Here is a 13,351-nt window from a genome sequence, read left to right on the forward strand (position 1 = left end):
CCATGGCGCTGCACTTCTTTCCGATCGGGTCTGGACTGCGGCTTCAGTTCTGGTTCGCTCTCATGGGCGTCTTCTTCGCACGGCGCTTCTCGGCAAGAGCCCGAAAAATGCGCAGGAGGACCCGCCAGCACACGCCGCTGAAGGCGATGCTGACGATGATTGGCGTGTACTGGCCGGTCATGGCGCAGAAGGCTGCCGCCGGCACAAGAACGATCACGTTCGTCGCGATCATGAGAGTGAACAGGACCCGGGTACCCGTCTGGGCGGCGCGGTCGCGCCGCGTTGAACCGCTGGTGCTGGTGTCCGTGGCAGTGCTCCTTCTCGATAATGATGTAGATCTTCTCGGCGACGTAGGCGTCGTCCTGCTCCCCGGCTGCGGCCTCTGCCTCACGGGCGATCTGGCCGGTCACCGGGATCCGCGTCGGCCGGTCGACTCGCCGGCGTGCAGGACGACGGGTTCAGCATGTTCGTGGCCGCCGGCTGTCTCGAGGGTGACCCTGGCGGTTTTGACGGCGCGCACCGGGCAGCGCGGCCCCGGGGAGACTTCGCCTCGCCCTGTCATCCCGGAGCGCAGACGACCGTGCGCGGGCCCTACGTCCGCAACACAGTCGCAGTCCATGTGCTCCGTCTACCGAGCCGCCTCCTCGGCGATCCGGTAAAGCTCCACACCGTGCCACCGGGGCACGGCGACGACGGACGAACCGTCGTCATCCCGCGCGAACGCGGGGTCTTCACGTGCGGCGAGCTGGAGGGGTGGTCATCAGGCGGTCCCCCGCTCACGGTGGTGGCGCTCGATGCAGGCCGGCAGGCTGATGCCGAGGTGCGCGTACTCCTCGGCCAGGTACGCGTCGAACTCCGCCTGGTGCGAGAGGATCAGCCGTCTGATGGCGGCTCTCCCGGCCAGCGCCCGGAGTTCCTTCACGGAGGCCCCTGCGGCGGCAGCGACTTCCCCGTCGCGGCGGTACGCATCGCTGCGGGCTATCTCCTCGGCGTGGCTTGCGGCCCGCAGCCGCTTGCACTCGGTCAGCCGCAGTTGCAGGGTGTCGCGGTGTGCACTGGCCCGCCTGGTCCAGTCGTGGGCTGCCAGCGTCGGGTCGCCGCGGCGTTCGTGCAGCTGCGCCTCGACGTTGGCGATGAGTTGTCCCAGATGCTTCCTCCAGCGGACCTGGTTGCGCGGGTGGCGCAGCGCGGCGCGCTGGCTCAGCTCGCCGTCACCCGCGCTGTCGGCGACGACAACCTCCCGGAAGTCGATGTCCGGCAGGATCGCCAGGTACTCGATGTCGCGGACCTGCGCGGCGGAGACGTCCACGGGCTGTTCGGGGGCGGATTTGCTCAGGTGCCACCAGGTGCAGACGCATTCGTAGGGGCTGAGGGACAAGCCGATGCTCAGGGCGACGCGGCGGGCTGCTGTATCAGCCGCTGTGCGAGTGGCGTAACGGGACTTGGTCGGTTGCGGACAGGCGGGCATCAGGCGGCCTTCCGGTCGGTTCGGGTCTGGGTGTGTCACCAGTGCGCGGTGCAGGGGGGCGACGTCGACGGCGTAGGCTCCCCGGACGAGGAACGTGCGGCGGGCGAGGCCGCGTTCTTCGCGGGTGAGCCAGTGGGGGGCGCGGGGTCGTTGACGGCGCGGTCGAGGTGGTGTGCGGCCGATGTCCGTGGGCGCCGGTGTCGGGCTTCATCGGCGCGGACACTGCCGCGGGAGCATGGACATTGGCCGGTGCCGCGGCCGTTGCCCTGCTGTGTGTACACCGCCGGCGCGGACGCGGCCGGCCCTTCAAGTCGGCGTTGCGGCGCAGCGGGTGCGAGGCCCCCGGAACACGAACTGCATGAATGCGGGACGTTCTTGTGCGATTCGGCATCTGGCAAAGAGCAGCAGGGCTTCCCGCCCGGTACGGACTATGCCGTCTGATCTCCTTCAGTGGGCGGGGCCTGTCCCGCACTGGCAGCGTCCGGGGAGTCTGTGGTGGGGCGGGCCGTCATCTGTTCGCGCTGGTACGTCGCGATGCGGAGCATCTGCTGTCCGAGCCGCTCGGCGTCAGCGATCGGCATCTGCACCTCGGCCTCGCGGCCGATGGCAGTCTCGCCGCCGATCGTCACCACGACGGTGAAGCACACGTGATGTTCGGCTGCTTCTTGGCGGGACCGCGTGACGGTGCGGCGAAATGCGAAGCTGGTGACCTTTGCGAGCCACGCAGGGCGGGCGCTCGTCGTCTTTTCGTTCTCGGCCCAGCCGTAGCTCTCACCGACGGCGGTGACGACGGGACACACGTCGCCGCAGTCGAACTCCGTCCACTCGTCGCAGTAGCCCGTCGCACCCTTCGCAGGGCAGGAGTGGCAGCGGTCACCATGCAGTTCCAGAAGCTTTCGGTCGGCGGCGCAGCGGCGCAGCACCGAGGCCGGGTCGTTCAGGGCGATGTGAATGGACTGGGCCTCGGAGGACCTTCTTCCTTCGTTACAGAGGGCGTGCTCGTCACGCTCGTCACCTATTCTCTCGCCGCCGGTCTCGCCGTCTTCGCGTTTGTTCTCTGAACGCCAGCCGCTGTGCCAACGGCCCTCGCCGTCGTCGCACGCTTCGCGGGCAGCCTGTTCACGCTGTTCGATGGCGTTCTTCGTCCAGGCGAGGATGTTGTTGCTCATCGCTTGCTCTCCGTCCGATCATGACTGCCGTCCGGCTCGCTGTACTCATCCCACGGGGCCGCGAGGCATTCGGGGCCGCCGCCCCTGATGGTCTCGCCTGTCCGCTCCCAGAGCATGCGTACCGGGTGCACCTCGGGCAACTCGCGAACGGTCTCAGTCATCAAGGCGTGGAGTTCGCCCGTGCCCACCTCATCGAGGCCGGTCGGGGTGATCGCTGGTTTCGTCCTGATCGTTGGTGGTCCTGCCCGTGCGAGGCGTCGCGCCGGAGATGGGACGGGACTTGTCATCCGCTCCGCTGAGATGCCTGGGGATGAGAGGCGGATTGGGCGGTTCGAGGTCGGTGCGCGGTTTCACGGTCTTGGGCTGCTGAGGCTTGGAGAGAATGGCTGCGCCGGGTTCGTGCGGCGGCGTCGGACCCTCATCAGGGTTGGGGGCGTCCGGGCACTCCCGGCCACCGGATACGTCCGCCCAGGGAGCCCTGGGGGTGTTCTGACGCAACATGTGATCGCCGTACGTGCAGCGAGACGTCAGCTTGGGGTATCCAGGGACGGTCATTGCGGCTTCACCTTGATGACATGAGAGTTGCGGCAACCCATGAGCGCGTCGACGACGTCGTCGACGCGGCCGGCGGCCAGCGAGCCGAACAGGGCATCGAGACGGTGCCGTTCGTTCTGCTCCAGCAGGCTGTCGGTCCCTTTGCAGCGGCGGTGCACCCTCAGCGGGTCGCGCAGTGTCATGTGTTACTTCTCCAGACTCTTCAGATAGCTGATCGCCGGGGAGACGTCGCTCACGGAAATCACAGCCTCGTCGTCTTCTCGGAGTGCGTTCATGTAGGTCCGGATCGCCTCGGCGGTCGGATCTCCGGCGTGCTGTCGCAGCAGAGCGCGCAGGTAGTTCTTCTGGCGGTCGCCGGCGGGGCCGCCGCTGTTGAAGCCGAAGTACAGCAGTGATCCCCGCGGCATGTAGACCTTGTCCAGGAGGGGGTTGCCGGCCGCGCTGTTCAGGTGGTCCATGTCTCTTCCTCCACGCCCCCGGTCTCTGTTGGGCCGCAGAGGGCAAATCGGCCTTCGTCATGCAGGAAGAGCCGGGTTCTCCCCGTCTCCGGCGCTTGTGCCCGTCTGCCTTCCGGATATTTCTGGGGGGATATCAGCTTTCGCTGCTCCCGACTCGGCCAGGGTGACCGCGCAGGTTTCGGTCGGCAGGGTTCCATCACCGTGCTCGCCCGGGGCTTCGCCGCTGTGCCCGGGTTTGCGGATCAATTCCCGGTACGCCTCTCGACGCTCCTACCCGGTTCTGATTTTTCCTCTGTGGAGTTGTTTCGCCGTCCTGTTCGGCGGTGACCGATTCGGGAGACTGGCTCATGGCTGTGCTCCTGGCGTGGACGTGGTCTTTCGCAGATCGGACCGGATCAGCTTCGCTGATCAGGCAGAAGCGCACAGCCCTCGCCTGACGCGCAGCAGACTCAGACGACGGGGCTCTGCGGACTTCACCTGACGACGCCCGGAAATGAGCCTCAGCCGGTTATGGCTGGAGGCTGCCGTCCGGCACGAGGATCGTGATCCGGTCCTGGCACAGTTGCCGGCCGCGGTTCGAGAAAAGACCCCTCAGGCGTCCTGCGCCCGTGCCTTCTTCGTGGGGCCCGATCTTCAGCCGACTCCTGGCGTGCGGGTCGCCGGTGTAGCTCGGTTTCGACGCGTCGACGGGCTCGACCGTGCAGCGCAGCCGCTCGACGCGCGGCGTCCGGTCTGCCTCGTGTGGACCGATGATCCGGACCTCGATGTCGTTGGTGAAAGTCAGGTGGTGCCAGAGGAGATGCGGCTGCTCGTGCCGCTCTTTCACCGACACGTTTCCGGGTACGACGACGTCGTGGTCTTCGACGGCTGTGTAGTCGTAGGTGCCGGTGTACGGAGCCTCCGCCTCGGGGGTCGCCTTGTAGTAGGAGCCGTCGGTGCGCCTGACGAGCTTCTGTACCGGGTCCGCGACATAGACGATCTTCGTGTTCGCCATGGCGGCGCGTTCCTGGGCGTTTTGCTCCTTGATGTGGTTGAGCCAGAGGTACAGGCCTGCGACCAGGGCAGCAGCCATCGGAATCGAGATCGCCCAGTCACGCAGGCGTCGGCGTCGGTGTAAGGGGTGGGTGTCGTACATGGTGCCTGATCTCTCATTCTGGGCGTGACGAGAGGGGGCGACGGCGGTCTCGTCGGGCGGGCCGACGAGGTTCACGTGGCCATCACCCGTGCTTGGGCCACCCGCTGGGAGTGGACGTCGCCCTTGCAGAACGGCCGTCCGTCGCGGCGGCAGGGCACACCGGGCTCGATCTGGCAGGCCGGGCAGCAGGCGGTGCTTTGACAGGGTGGTGCGCGGCCGGTGTCTCTGGGCGCCGCGGTGCCGGATCGAGTCGGGCATCGGGACGGCGAGCGGACGGCAGTCGGGGCAGCGACAGGGCTGACCGGTGTCGCGGGACAGAGCCCGGTGTCGCGTAAGCGGCGGTAGTTCGTCGGAGGCGGCGGTGCGTTCGCTCGGTCGCAGGAGGTACCCGGCGACGTCGAAGCCACGGCTGTCCGGAACGTAGTCGTGGCTTCGGCCTTCATGCCGCTTTGGTCACCACCAGTGCCGGAACAGGTAGTCGCCGCGCGGCAGCTCGCCGCGGCGGATGAGGTCGCCGAGGACCAGCCTCAGCGACGGCGAGAAGGCTCGGTCGGCGAAGAACCGTTTCTCGAACACGGCGTTTTCAAGGTCTTGTGTCGCCGGCGGGTTGGCCTCGACGGTGGCCGGCGTGTTTTTGTCGGCGACGCGGATGCTCAGCCAGTAGTCCAGCTTGGTCATGCCGGTCTTGAAGACGCTCTTGCCGGTGCGGGAGTCCCGGCCCAGGTAGATCTCGGCGTCGTCGAGATAGTCGAGTGCTTCCAGGTAGTCTTCGTCGGAGGTGAGCTCGTAGAGTTTTACGCTGTCATTGCCGATGTGTTCGCCGTCCCGCTGGCATCCGCGCAGCGAGCTGTAGGGCTTGCCGTAGACGCGCTCGGCGATGGCTTCGATCGGGATGTATCCGTTCTCGGCGGTCGCATAATGAGCGTGTGGTTCCAGTATGTAGATACTGCGGGGCGTGTATGCGGGCGTATCGGGCATCGGAGCCTCCATGGGTGGTCCGGTGGTGATGGCGGGGTGAGTGCGTGCTGCTCACTGCCCGCCCCGCAGGAGGTCCGCCAGAGCCTCGGCATGGGCGGACTCCGCCACGTCGACGGTGAACTGCTCTTGGAAGGAGTGGATCTTCTCCCCCACCTGTATGCGTTCCTCGACGGCGTCCATGGCGAGGATCGCCGCCGCGAGTTCGAGCCGGGCGTCCGCCAGGCGGTGCTTCAGTTCGGGATGCTGCTCGGACATTTTGCTGAGGCGGTGCACGGCGGCGGCCTTCTGCTCCTCGCTGATGGTGGGCATGACGTCTGCTTTCTGCTTCTGAAGGGGGAATGAGAAGCCCCCGCACGGCGCGGTCCCTGCGGGGACTGGTGGGGCGGATAGACCGAGCTCGTGGTGACTGGCCTGGGCCAGCCCGGGCGAGCTCGGTCTTGCGGCCTCGGGCGGTCTCGGCACTCCGGGTGAGGTCCGGGATGCGCGGCATGTCCTCGTGGCCGCACTGTGCGTCAGGAGTCTTTGCGGGCTGCCGCGCAGGCCTGCGCTTCGGCGTCACGGGAGGGGATGGTGGCGAGGAGTTCGCCGGGGCTCGCGGCCCTGGCGAGGGGATCGGTACGGGTCGGGTCGGCGTACAGGGTCCACACGTCGCCGCCCATACGCGGCCGGTAGGAGAGCTGCCAGAACCGGCGGCCGGCATAACAGAGTTCCCAGGAACACGGGCCGGACGGGCGCGCGCTCACGCCGGCCGGAAGGTCCGGCAGTTCCGGCAAGGGACCGTAGGCGCGGTCTATGTAGGCGAGGTGTTCGGCCGTCGCCGTGATGGCGACGCGTATCGTGTGCGGCCACCGATGCCCCTCGGGCAGCAACGGCGCCCACTCCTTCCGCTGCGCCTCGCTGCTCGCGCTGCCGGTGTACGGCGCCCAGGCTGCTCCGCGCGCGTAGTCGAAGCCGAGCCGCATCAGATGCCATCCGGCGGCCGTCTTCAGCCCTTCTGTGTTCGCACCGTCGGTGATGGTGCCCAGGTGGATACCGGCGGGGTCGTTCTCCCGGCCGGCCGCGCCCCGTTCCATGAGCGCGATTGTGTGGCGTTGTTCGGCCGTGCCACCCTCGACGGTTATGAGCCGCAGCGTGGCGCCCCCGCCGGCGAGCGGGTACGCCATCCGGATTTCCGCGACGGTCGGCAGGGCGGCGAGCTGGCCCGCACGTATCCGCTCCAGCCGGCACGGCTGCCACGCGGCACCGCGCGCACGGACGCCCGGGACACGAGTTGCCGGCGCGGCTGCCTTCTCTCTCTGCTGGGCAACCGCGTTCACCACGAGCGCGAGCACGCCCTCACGCGTCTCGCTGTCGGATCCGACCTGTCTGCTCTCGCCTCCCATCTCCCGCACCCTCCAGACCAGCGCACCGTGCTTGCTCACCTGAAAGGCCGCGTACAGGGCCTGCGGGAACCGGATTCCGCCGAGCGTCTCGCCGGGCAGCGCGAACAGCCAGCCGTCAGTCCCGAAGCCGGCGCCGTCGGGCTTCCTGCCGTTGGCCGGCGTGTACCTGGTGTATTCGGGTTCGACGGTATTTCGGACGATGCTGCGGGCCTGCGTGGTCATGCTGGGTTTCCTCTCGGGTTACTTCCGTGGTCGCGTGTGTGCGGAGCGCCCCGACCCTGCGACGAGTGCGGCGCGGGCCGGGGCGCCGTGAGGGCTAGAAAGGGGGACAGCACAGGGGGCCTGTGCACTTATGCGCGGCGGCCTGCGCCTGCGCGGCCCGGCGCTCGCGCTCGGCTTGATCGCGGCGCATGATGCGCCGGGCGACACACGGCGCGTTCTCGCACTCGATGTGCCCCTTGAAGGCGTCGGTGGAGTCGTCGAAGATCTCGATCAGCCCGTAGTCCTCGCACCAGCCGCACTGCGGCTCAGGGGCGTGCAGGGCGTGCAGGCTCTCGTCGTCCCCGCACCCGATCCGATTGGACGAGTCGTGCCAGGCGCCCTGCCCGTCGGCCTCGATCCACTCGACAGCGCGTGTGCAGTGCAGACAGGTGTGCTCCGGCTTCGGCACCGTCATCCCGAAGTGGCCGGCGACGGCGGCAGCACACTGCCCGACCTGTATGCCTGCGCTCGTCGTGGGCATGAGCTCGTCGCTGAATCCGTCGAACACGAGACGGGTTGACTCGTCGTCGGTGACCATGGCAGCCACAGCCGACAGTGCGGTTGTGGGCAGGTCGTAGTGATCGGCGAACCGGCGGCCCTCCGGGGTACGGGCGGACGGGTCGGCCATACAGTGGATCCACACCGGTGCGCGTCCCGGCACGCTGCACACCAGGTACTCCGTAGGCAGCCTGTGCCACGGTTGTTCCACGTGATGCGCGATCCCGAGTGCTTGGAGCGCGTCACGGAGCATGGTGCCGGTGCGGCCGTCGTGCGCGGGGCGCGTCTTGGTCAGACTGAGGCGTGCGGTGGACGCGGACATGCGGGGTTCTCCTTGGGTCGGTTCGGGTTCCGTGGTCATGGACGTCCTGCCCAGGTACGAGGTGTCGTGGAGGGTGGGGTGTCAGGTGTTCTGGCTGGTCAGACCGCGTGCGGTGCGGTAGGCGGGGATCAGGTCATAGGTGGAGCCGAGCCGGTACCGCCAGAAGAGTTCGTCACGGTCGAGGCCGGTCGCGGTCTTGCGAGTGCCGTCGTCGGTGTAGTGGTCGGCGATCACCAGGGCGGCGGCGGTGTGCTCGGCATGGGACAAGCCGGGGCCGGTGATGTGCCGTTGGGCGACGATGCGGTCCAGGCGAGCAAGGATTTCGGGGGCGGGGGTGATCCTGGGGGCGGCGTGCTGGCCCATGCCGGAGGTCCTCTCGTGTGTGCAGGGGGGATCATGTTGAGTGCGACCGGCCCGACCTGAACGGGGCGGGGTTGGCCTCGACGGTGGCCGGCGCGCTCTCGTCGGCGACACGGACGCTCAGCCAGTAGTCCAGCTCGGTCATGCCGGTCTTGAAGACGCTCTTGCCGGTGCGGGAGTCCTGGCCCAGGTAGATCTTGGTGTCGTCGAGGTTGTCGAGTGTCCCCAAACGGCTATCTGACCTGTCGAAGGCAAAGCGGCTGCCGTTCTTGTCTGACACGAATCAACTCGGCGAAGCGGTCGAGCGTGTCTGTCGACGGCTGGACCTGGTTTCCCGACGGGGCAACCGGGAGATCCCGAGGAATACGAACCCGCTCTTGCACGTGCATGTCCAGCCGCGGTTCGAGTGGGAGCCGGCCAGAGTGGTGGGTGCTCGGATGCGGCTCTGTCCGCGTGAACGGTGGAGCGACGAGCAGTTCAGGATCGGCCCGCAGCATGACGTGCCGCGAGATGCAATCGTTAGCAAACTGGACCAATTGCGCTCGGTGGTCTTATGGCAGTGGGCCCGGTGCCTGGTGGCGGTCAGCCGATGCTCACTGAAGACGCCTGGGCGGGAGTGAGGTTGAGCGGGGCCTTGTGGCCCCGCCGGCGCTTCAACGTACCTGCCAATCCCGCCCGTTGGCTGATACCGCTAGCACACCTGCGCTCGTTGCGGGTTTGGCGCCGGCTGCTGTGGCGGGAGCCGTAGGGACTGTGCTCCGCTATCGGCGGACTGCGGTCAGGGCCGTACTGATCACTGTTTCACTCGCTCTTGCTGTCGCGGCCGCCTGAGTCAGGTGCGCAGCCAACCTGTCCAACTAATCAATCATGTTTGCGCGTTCCTCCGGCGGAATGCCTTCGAGCACTTCGCGGATCGGTAGCCAGTGGGGAACGTCTGGCTGCTCTCCCGGCTCGTCGGGATTGATGCGCTTGATGTGGTGATATGCCCTGGACGGTAGCCACAGGGCAATTCCGTCATCCACTCCGACCAGCAGCGCCATATACCCTCCCTGGACCGCGCTCGTCGACGGGGGGCGTCCGACAAAGTCGCAGTCGCTGGCTACGAACAGCCGGTGGTCGATGTCGCGGCCCAGCACCGGAGCTCGTTCGCCCGGCTTCGCAGGGTTTTCAAGCCAGACCCAGCCGCTTGATGTCGGGCGCTTGCTCAGGTCAAGGACAGTATCAGCGATGTTCCAGCCGGGGAGGTCGGCTGTGGTGGCATGGCGGGTGCTCATGCGGCTCATCCTTTCAGGATAGGACCGTTGAACGGCCGCCCCTAGGGTTTCGTCTCGGATTGCACCGTACGTCTTAAGGTTCCCCGCCGTCTCCGTGGCGACGAGGGGCGCAAACGCGGGGCTGTTGCCGGCGGGAAAGGCCGGCAACCGTGTCCAGGGATCAGCGACAGGCGGTCCAAGAAGGCGGTGCGCAGCCGTTCGGCGGAGGCTGCCATCTCGATGGCGCACTGCTCAAGGAAGAAATGGTGCCGGGCCGGAGCGACGAAATGTTCGTATTCCGCGATCAAGACCTTCGGCAGGTCGGTGGGACGGGCGGTGTTGTGGCGGTGGCCAACCCTGGAGTGCTGGCGAAGAATGCGGCCGGGCCCGCAGCCGGGCTGCGTCCCATGGCCTCGGGCGGGACGTGCCGACATACACGACAAGAGTGCCGTCGGCGGCCCGCATCACCTCGTCCTACTCTTTGGTCATGGGGAGGGACGTTTCGGATGATATCCGTACCAGGACTTCGGCGAGGTCGACCTTCCGGCCTCGGACGATCTCGGCAGTCGGGAGGATGATGCGGAAACCGCCGGCCGGGTAGCTCGGGTGGTCGGAGAACACCACGGCACATGTCCAGGAACCGGAGTGGAGTCTGCGCGGCAGCGGCTCCTCCTCGACGTCCTGGGGCAGAGCGTCCTCCCGGAACTCGATCGGCACTACGACGACGCGGTAGGCCTGGTCAGTGCGCGGCGGCTCCCAGGGCAGTTCGACGAGCAGGTCTTTGGGCCATTCCTTGATGGTCACGGGCAGAGTTGACAAGCAGTGGTTCAGCGAGCCTTCGGGGGCCTGGGCCAGCCGGGCCTGCTCCTGCTCCTCGGTCTCGATGAGGCCGATGTGGCTGAGGAAACTCATGGTGGTCTGTTCTCCTTGGTCAGTGTTTGGCTGGGACAGGCGACGCGGAATACAAGCAAACGAGTTCGCCGAGTTCGCGGCGCATGCCGTAGACACGTGATGCCTCCAGGGGGCGAGATTCCGGTGAACGGGGTCGTCCGGCTTCGTCTGTGCCGTTCCAGGGAGCGACAGGTGGAAACTCCTCCCCCAGTCACCGGCCGGCCACCACGAGAGCGAGCGACGGGTCCGCCCCTTGAGCGGTGAGGCCCCCGGCGTCGAGGAAGACGCGACTGCTGCGGACGAACGGTTGTGTGCACTCCCCACGCCGGTAGCGGTGGATGAGCCGGGGGCAGTGCCGGGCCGCGGTGGGCGTGCGGGGTGAAGCGTCAGGCGGGAGGCGGTCCCTCCAACTGCTTCACGGATTCGACGTCAGGCTGGCCGAGGGACTCACTGCTCGTCTCCTCGCCGTCCAGGAGGTAGCGCTCCTCCGCATCCTGGACGGAGTCGGCGCGCAGGGTGAAGGTGATCCGCTCGGAACGGACCACGATGACCTCGTACCAGCCCATCCCGTCCCGGCAGGTGCCGTCGGTGGAGTCTTCGTGGTCGGTGCCGGTTGGTTGAACGAGAGGGGTGCACATGCTTGACGTCCTTTACAGACAACTGAAGTGGTGGTGGCTTGTCGAAGTGGAGGTGGCCGAGGCTGTCTCGTCACGGAGCGAGGCGGGTGGCGGCAATGGCGGGGGCGAAGACGGGCACGTGGTGCGGGCCGTCTTCACGTTGGTCAGTTCGGGTCGGGGACGGGGGGAGACGGACGGCGGGACGGCTGCGAGCCACGGCATCCTCTGTAAGGCATCCAGGTCGGCTTCGCCCCTGCGGTAGTGGTGCCGATCGGGGAGTTTCGGGTCAGCGGCGGCGAGCAGGGCGGGATGCCCGGGGCGGTCCTGCGGTCAGAGCGAGAATGACGACGACGGCGGTCAGCACTACGGCGGCCACGAGCAGGGTGCTGTGGACAGCGAGCAGGACAGCAGCGAGCGTGTAGCCGCCAACGAGGGCCGTGGCCAGGTGGCGAGGGGCGGCAGGCAGACGGTCGGCCCATGTGGACACGACCACGGCCAGGAGCGAGGTCACCCCTATCAGCAATGTGGAGGCGATGACCAGGGTGAAGTACGGCATGAAGTTCTCGATTCGTGTCGGTGGCGGGCGGTCGGAGTCGATCCCACGGCACGGATAGTGGTCCGGCTCGCTCGTCTGTCCCGGCGCCCCGGCCGGCGATCGGCCCTGGTCTCCGGCCAGCCGGACATGGCGGCCGCTGCGAAGGGCGGCTCAGCCGAAGCGTGGGGCGCGGGGTGGGCGGGGCCGGCTGGCCCAGGCCGACAGGGGTCCGTCGGTCGGTGGCCGCTGGATGCCGCGCACGGGCGTGGCAACGGCGCTTCGGAGCACGGCGGGTGGAGTGTCAGGGGCCGGGCATCTGGAGCGAAGCTGTAGCGCGCAAGGGGGGCTCACGGGGGAGGTATTACCGTGCGACGGCCTGCCCCAGAGTTTTCCGGGCAGGCCGCACCTCTGCTGCCGGGCCGACACACAGAAAATCAAGATCGCGAACGGTTCTCGTCTTGGTCGTCGTTGGTGTGGTGGCCGGTAGACGGGTATGTACTGTCGGGGGCGTCGAGGAAGTCTAGGAATGCCTGGACGATGAACTGGCGGTCGTGTCGGTGGTCGAGACGGAGGCGGTCGACGGCGGCGTAGGCGGCCTGCTCGACTTCGGCGCGGGTGTGCAGGGTGTCGGATTCAGTGCTGGGGGTGGTGTCTGTTGCGTGTTCGAAACGAGTGATGGCGTGACTGGCAGCGTGGGCGGCTTGGGCGGGCTGGGGCTGGGGGGTGGTGGAGGGTTTGAAGAGCCGTTGGGTGTCGAAGAGTTCGTGGTTGATCGACTCCCACAGGGCGGTGTTGCCGCCATTGCGGAGAGAGAAGTAGCCGTAGCACCACATGTCGTGGAGCCAGCGGTCGAGTTCGTTGGCGGCTTCGTGGCCCGGCACGCCGCGATAGGCGCCCAAGGCCATGCGCGCCCTGGCGGCGATGGCAGCGGCGGAACGGGGATAGATGAGCTGTCCCATGGTGTTGTCTCCCCTTTCTCGATGGGACCGCCCGGCGCGGCGGACTGGCGGATGGGGCGGCTGGCTACGGAGTGGTCGTGACGTGGATGGTGTATCCGGTGTTGTTGAAGGGGCGGGCGGTCTCGGCGGTGAACTGTGCTTCCTGCGGGGTCATGCAGGTCACCGTCCGGCGGCCGGGCCCGGTGCCGTTGTAGAGGGTGACGCTGTAGCGGGCATTTGCGGGGACGCCGCCGGGTACGGCCTTCAGGGTGGGGGCGAAGCCGCGTGCGGCGCGTTCGGCGTTCGCGGCGGGGATGCAGGCGGGGCAGAGGAAGGGCCCCTGGCCGGTGCCGTCGTGGGTCCATACGGCGCCGTAGGCCAGGCAGGTGGTGCGGGTGCAGCGGATGCCCGCGGTGCAGCGGGCCCGTATCTCGCTGCGGCGGGCGGCTTCCCGGGTGATGTACGCCGGGACGGCGGGCTGGTCGTCGTCAGCCGGCCGGGGAACGTAGGCATCGGGGGCAAGGCCCCAGC

The 13,351-nt window shown here is 67.8% G+C and carries 18 protein-coding genes and 1 pseudogene; 1 reads left to right on the forward strand and 18 read right to left on the reverse strand.

What is annotated here, in order from left to right:
- From ACFU99_RS14210 to ACFU99_RS14235, 6 genes are all read right to left on the reverse strand, one after another.
- Positions 1-410: hypothetical protein (locus ACFU99_RS14210; protein ID WP_384390683.1), on the reverse strand; the 410-nt coding region annotated here is incomplete at its 3' end.
- A 350-nt stretch (positions 411-760) separates the two neighbouring features.
- Positions 761-1,378: a hypothetical protein gene (locus ACFU99_RS14215; protein WP_384390686.1), complete on the reverse strand. Its 618-nt coding sequence runs from the start codon at positions 1,376-1,378 to the stop codon at positions 761-763.
- 518 nt (positions 1,379-1,896) lie between these two features.
- The gene (locus ACFU99_RS14220) at positions 1,897-2,637 is read right to left on the reverse strand and encodes a DUF6221 family protein (RefSeq protein WP_384390688.1); all 741 of its coding nucleotides are present in this window, start codon (positions 2,635-2,637) and stop codon (positions 1,897-1,899) included.
- Between the two features lie 551 nt (positions 2,638-3,188).
- Positions 3,189-3,374: a hypothetical protein gene (locus ACFU99_RS14225; protein ID WP_384390691.1), complete on the reverse strand. Its 186-nt coding sequence runs from the start codon at positions 3,372-3,374 to the stop codon at positions 3,189-3,191.
- 3 nt (positions 3,375-3,377) lie between these two features.
- Positions 3,378-3,650: a hypothetical protein gene (locus ACFU99_RS14230; protein WP_384390694.1), complete on the reverse strand. Its 273-nt coding sequence runs from the start codon at positions 3,648-3,650 to the stop codon at positions 3,378-3,380.
- A 508-nt stretch (positions 3,651-4,158) separates the two neighbouring features.
- Positions 4,159-4,785: a hypothetical protein gene (locus ACFU99_RS14235; RefSeq protein ID WP_384390697.1), complete on the reverse strand. Its 627-nt coding sequence runs from the start codon at positions 4,783-4,785 to the stop codon at positions 4,159-4,161.
- A 24-nt stretch (positions 4,786-4,809) separates the two neighbouring features.
- On the opposite strand from ACFU99_RS14235, the gene ACFU99_RS14240 reads away from it, so the two are divergent.
- Positions 4,810-4,986 carry a hypothetical protein gene (locus ACFU99_RS14240; RefSeq protein ID WP_384390700.1) on the forward strand — a complete coding sequence of 59 codons (177 nt, stop codon included), beginning with the start codon at positions 4,810-4,812 and terminating at the stop codon, positions 4,984-4,986.
- Between the two features lie 252 nt (positions 4,987-5,238).
- Here the strand turns inward: ACFU99_RS14240 and ACFU99_RS14245 are convergent, their stop codons facing one another.
- From ACFU99_RS14245 to ACFU99_RS14300, 12 genes and pseudogenes are all read right to left on the reverse strand, one after another.
- Positions 5,239-5,763: a hypothetical protein gene (locus ACFU99_RS14245; protein WP_384390702.1), complete on the reverse strand. Its 525-nt coding sequence runs from the start codon at positions 5,761-5,763 to the stop codon at positions 5,239-5,241.
- A gap of 51 nt (positions 5,764-5,814) precedes the next feature.
- A complete protein-coding gene (locus ACFU99_RS14250) occupies positions 5,815-6,072 on the reverse strand; it encodes a hypothetical protein (RefSeq protein ID WP_384390705.1) in 258 nt (85 codons plus the stop codon).
- Positions 6,073-6,275: 203 nt separating this feature from the next.
- Positions 6,276-7,367 carry a hypothetical protein gene (locus ACFU99_RS14255; protein WP_384390708.1) on the reverse strand — a complete coding sequence of 364 codons (1,092 nt, stop codon included), beginning with the start codon at positions 7,365-7,367 and terminating at the stop codon, positions 6,276-6,278.
- 94 nt (positions 7,368-7,461) lie between these two features.
- Positions 7,462-8,226, reverse strand: a complete 765-nt coding sequence (locus ACFU99_RS14260; protein ID WP_384390710.1) for a hypothetical protein — start codon at positions 8,224-8,226, stop codon at positions 7,462-7,464.
- A gap of 81 nt (positions 8,227-8,307) precedes the next feature.
- A complete protein-coding gene (locus ACFU99_RS14265) occupies positions 8,308-8,589 on the reverse strand; it encodes a hypothetical protein (RefSeq protein WP_384390713.1) in 282 nt (93 codons plus the stop codon).
- Positions 8,590-8,620: 31 nt separating this feature from the next.
- On the reverse strand, positions 8,621-8,815 hold the full coding sequence (locus ACFU99_RS14270; RefSeq protein WP_384390715.1) for a hypothetical protein: 195 nt from the start codon (positions 8,813-8,815) through the stop codon (positions 8,621-8,623).
- 628 nt (positions 8,816-9,443) lie between these two features.
- On the reverse strand, positions 9,444-9,869 hold the full coding sequence (locus tag ACFU99_RS14275) for a hypothetical protein (RefSeq protein WP_384390718.1): 426 nt from the start codon (positions 9,867-9,869) through the stop codon (positions 9,444-9,446).
- A 444-nt stretch (positions 9,870-10,313) separates the two neighbouring features.
- Positions 10,314-10,751: a hypothetical protein gene (locus ACFU99_RS14280; protein ID WP_384390721.1), complete on the reverse strand. Its 438-nt coding sequence runs from the start codon at positions 10,749-10,751 to the stop codon at positions 10,314-10,316.
- A 365-nt stretch (positions 10,752-11,116) separates the two neighbouring features.
- Positions 11,117-11,368: a hypothetical protein gene (locus ACFU99_RS14285; protein WP_384390724.1), complete on the reverse strand. Its 252-nt coding sequence runs from the start codon at positions 11,366-11,368 to the stop codon at positions 11,117-11,119.
- A 265-nt stretch (positions 11,369-11,633) separates the two neighbouring features.
- Entirely contained in the window at positions 11,634-11,903 is a 270-nt protein-coding gene (locus ACFU99_RS14290) for a hypothetical protein (RefSeq protein WP_384390727.1), read from the reverse strand.
- A 413-nt stretch (positions 11,904-12,316) separates the two neighbouring features.
- Positions 12,317-12,841 (reverse strand): hypothetical protein, encoded by a 525-nt coding sequence (locus ACFU99_RS14295; protein ID WP_384390730.1) that lies wholly within the window; start codon positions 12,839-12,841, stop codon positions 12,317-12,319.
- Positions 12,842-12,905: 64 nt separating this feature from the next.
- A pseudogene (locus ACFU99_RS14300) lies at positions 12,906-13,351 on the reverse strand (hypothetical protein); the annotation flags it as partial.

Source organism: Streptomyces sp. NPDC057654, from assembly GCF_042800135.1.
Classification (GTDB): Bacteria; Actinomycetota; Actinomycetes; order Streptomycetales; family Streptomycetaceae; genus Streptomyces.

What these genes read in the sequence shown, in the direction of transcription:
- ACFU99_RS14220 (WP_384390688.1), bottom strand. Translation starts at nt 2,637, where the DNA reads ATGAGCAACAACATCCTCGCCTGGACGAAGAACGCCATCGAACAGCGT.
- ACFU99_RS14225 (WP_384390691.1), bottom strand. Translation starts at nt 3,374, where the DNA reads ATGACACTGCGCGACCCGCTGAGGGTGCACCGCCGCTGCAAAGGGACC.
- ACFU99_RS14230 (WP_384390694.1), bottom strand. Translation starts at nt 3,650, where the DNA reads ATGGACCACCTGAACAGCGCGGCCGGCAACCCCCTCCTGGACAAGGTC.
- ACFU99_RS14235 (WP_384390697.1), bottom strand. Translation starts at nt 4,785, where the DNA reads ATGTACGACACCCACCCCTTACACCGACGCCGACGCCTGCGTGACTGG.
- ACFU99_RS14245 (WP_384390702.1), bottom strand. Translation starts at nt 5,763, where the DNA reads ATGCCCGATACGCCCGCATACACGCCCCGCAGTATCTACATACTGGAA.
- ACFU99_RS14250 (WP_384390705.1), bottom strand. Translation starts at nt 6,072, where the DNA reads ATGCCCACCATCAGCGAGGAGCAGAAGGCCGCCGCCGTGCACCGCCTC.
- ACFU99_RS14255 (WP_384390708.1), bottom strand. Translation starts at nt 7,367, where the DNA reads ATGACCACGCAGGCCCGCAGCATCGTCCGAAATACCGTCGAACCCGAA.
- ACFU99_RS14260 (WP_384390710.1), bottom strand. Translation starts at nt 8,226, where the DNA reads ATGTCCGCGTCCACCGCACGCCTCAGTCTGACCAAGACGCGCCCCGCG.
- ACFU99_RS14265 (WP_384390713.1), bottom strand. Translation starts at nt 8,589, where the DNA reads ATGGGCCAGCACGCCGCCCCCAGGATCACCCCCGCCCCCGAAATCCTT.
- ACFU99_RS14275 (WP_384390718.1), bottom strand. Translation starts at nt 9,869, where the DNA reads ATGAGCCGCATGAGCACCCGCCATGCCACCACAGCCGACCTCCCCGGC.
- ACFU99_RS14280 (WP_384390721.1), bottom strand. Translation starts at nt 10,751, where the DNA reads ATGAGTTTCCTCAGCCACATCGGCCTCATCGAGACCGAGGAGCAGGAG.
- ACFU99_RS14285 (WP_384390724.1), bottom strand. Translation starts at nt 11,368, where the DNA reads ATGTGCACCCCTCTCGTTCAACCAACCGGCACCGACCACGAAGACTCC.
- ACFU99_RS14290 (WP_384390727.1), bottom strand. Translation starts at nt 11,903, where the DNA reads ATGCCGTACTTCACCCTGGTCATCGCCTCCACATTGCTGATAGGGGTG.
- ACFU99_RS14295 (WP_384390730.1), bottom strand. Translation starts at nt 12,841, where the DNA reads ATGGGACAGCTCATCTATCCCCGTTCCGCCGCTGCCATCGCCGCCAGG.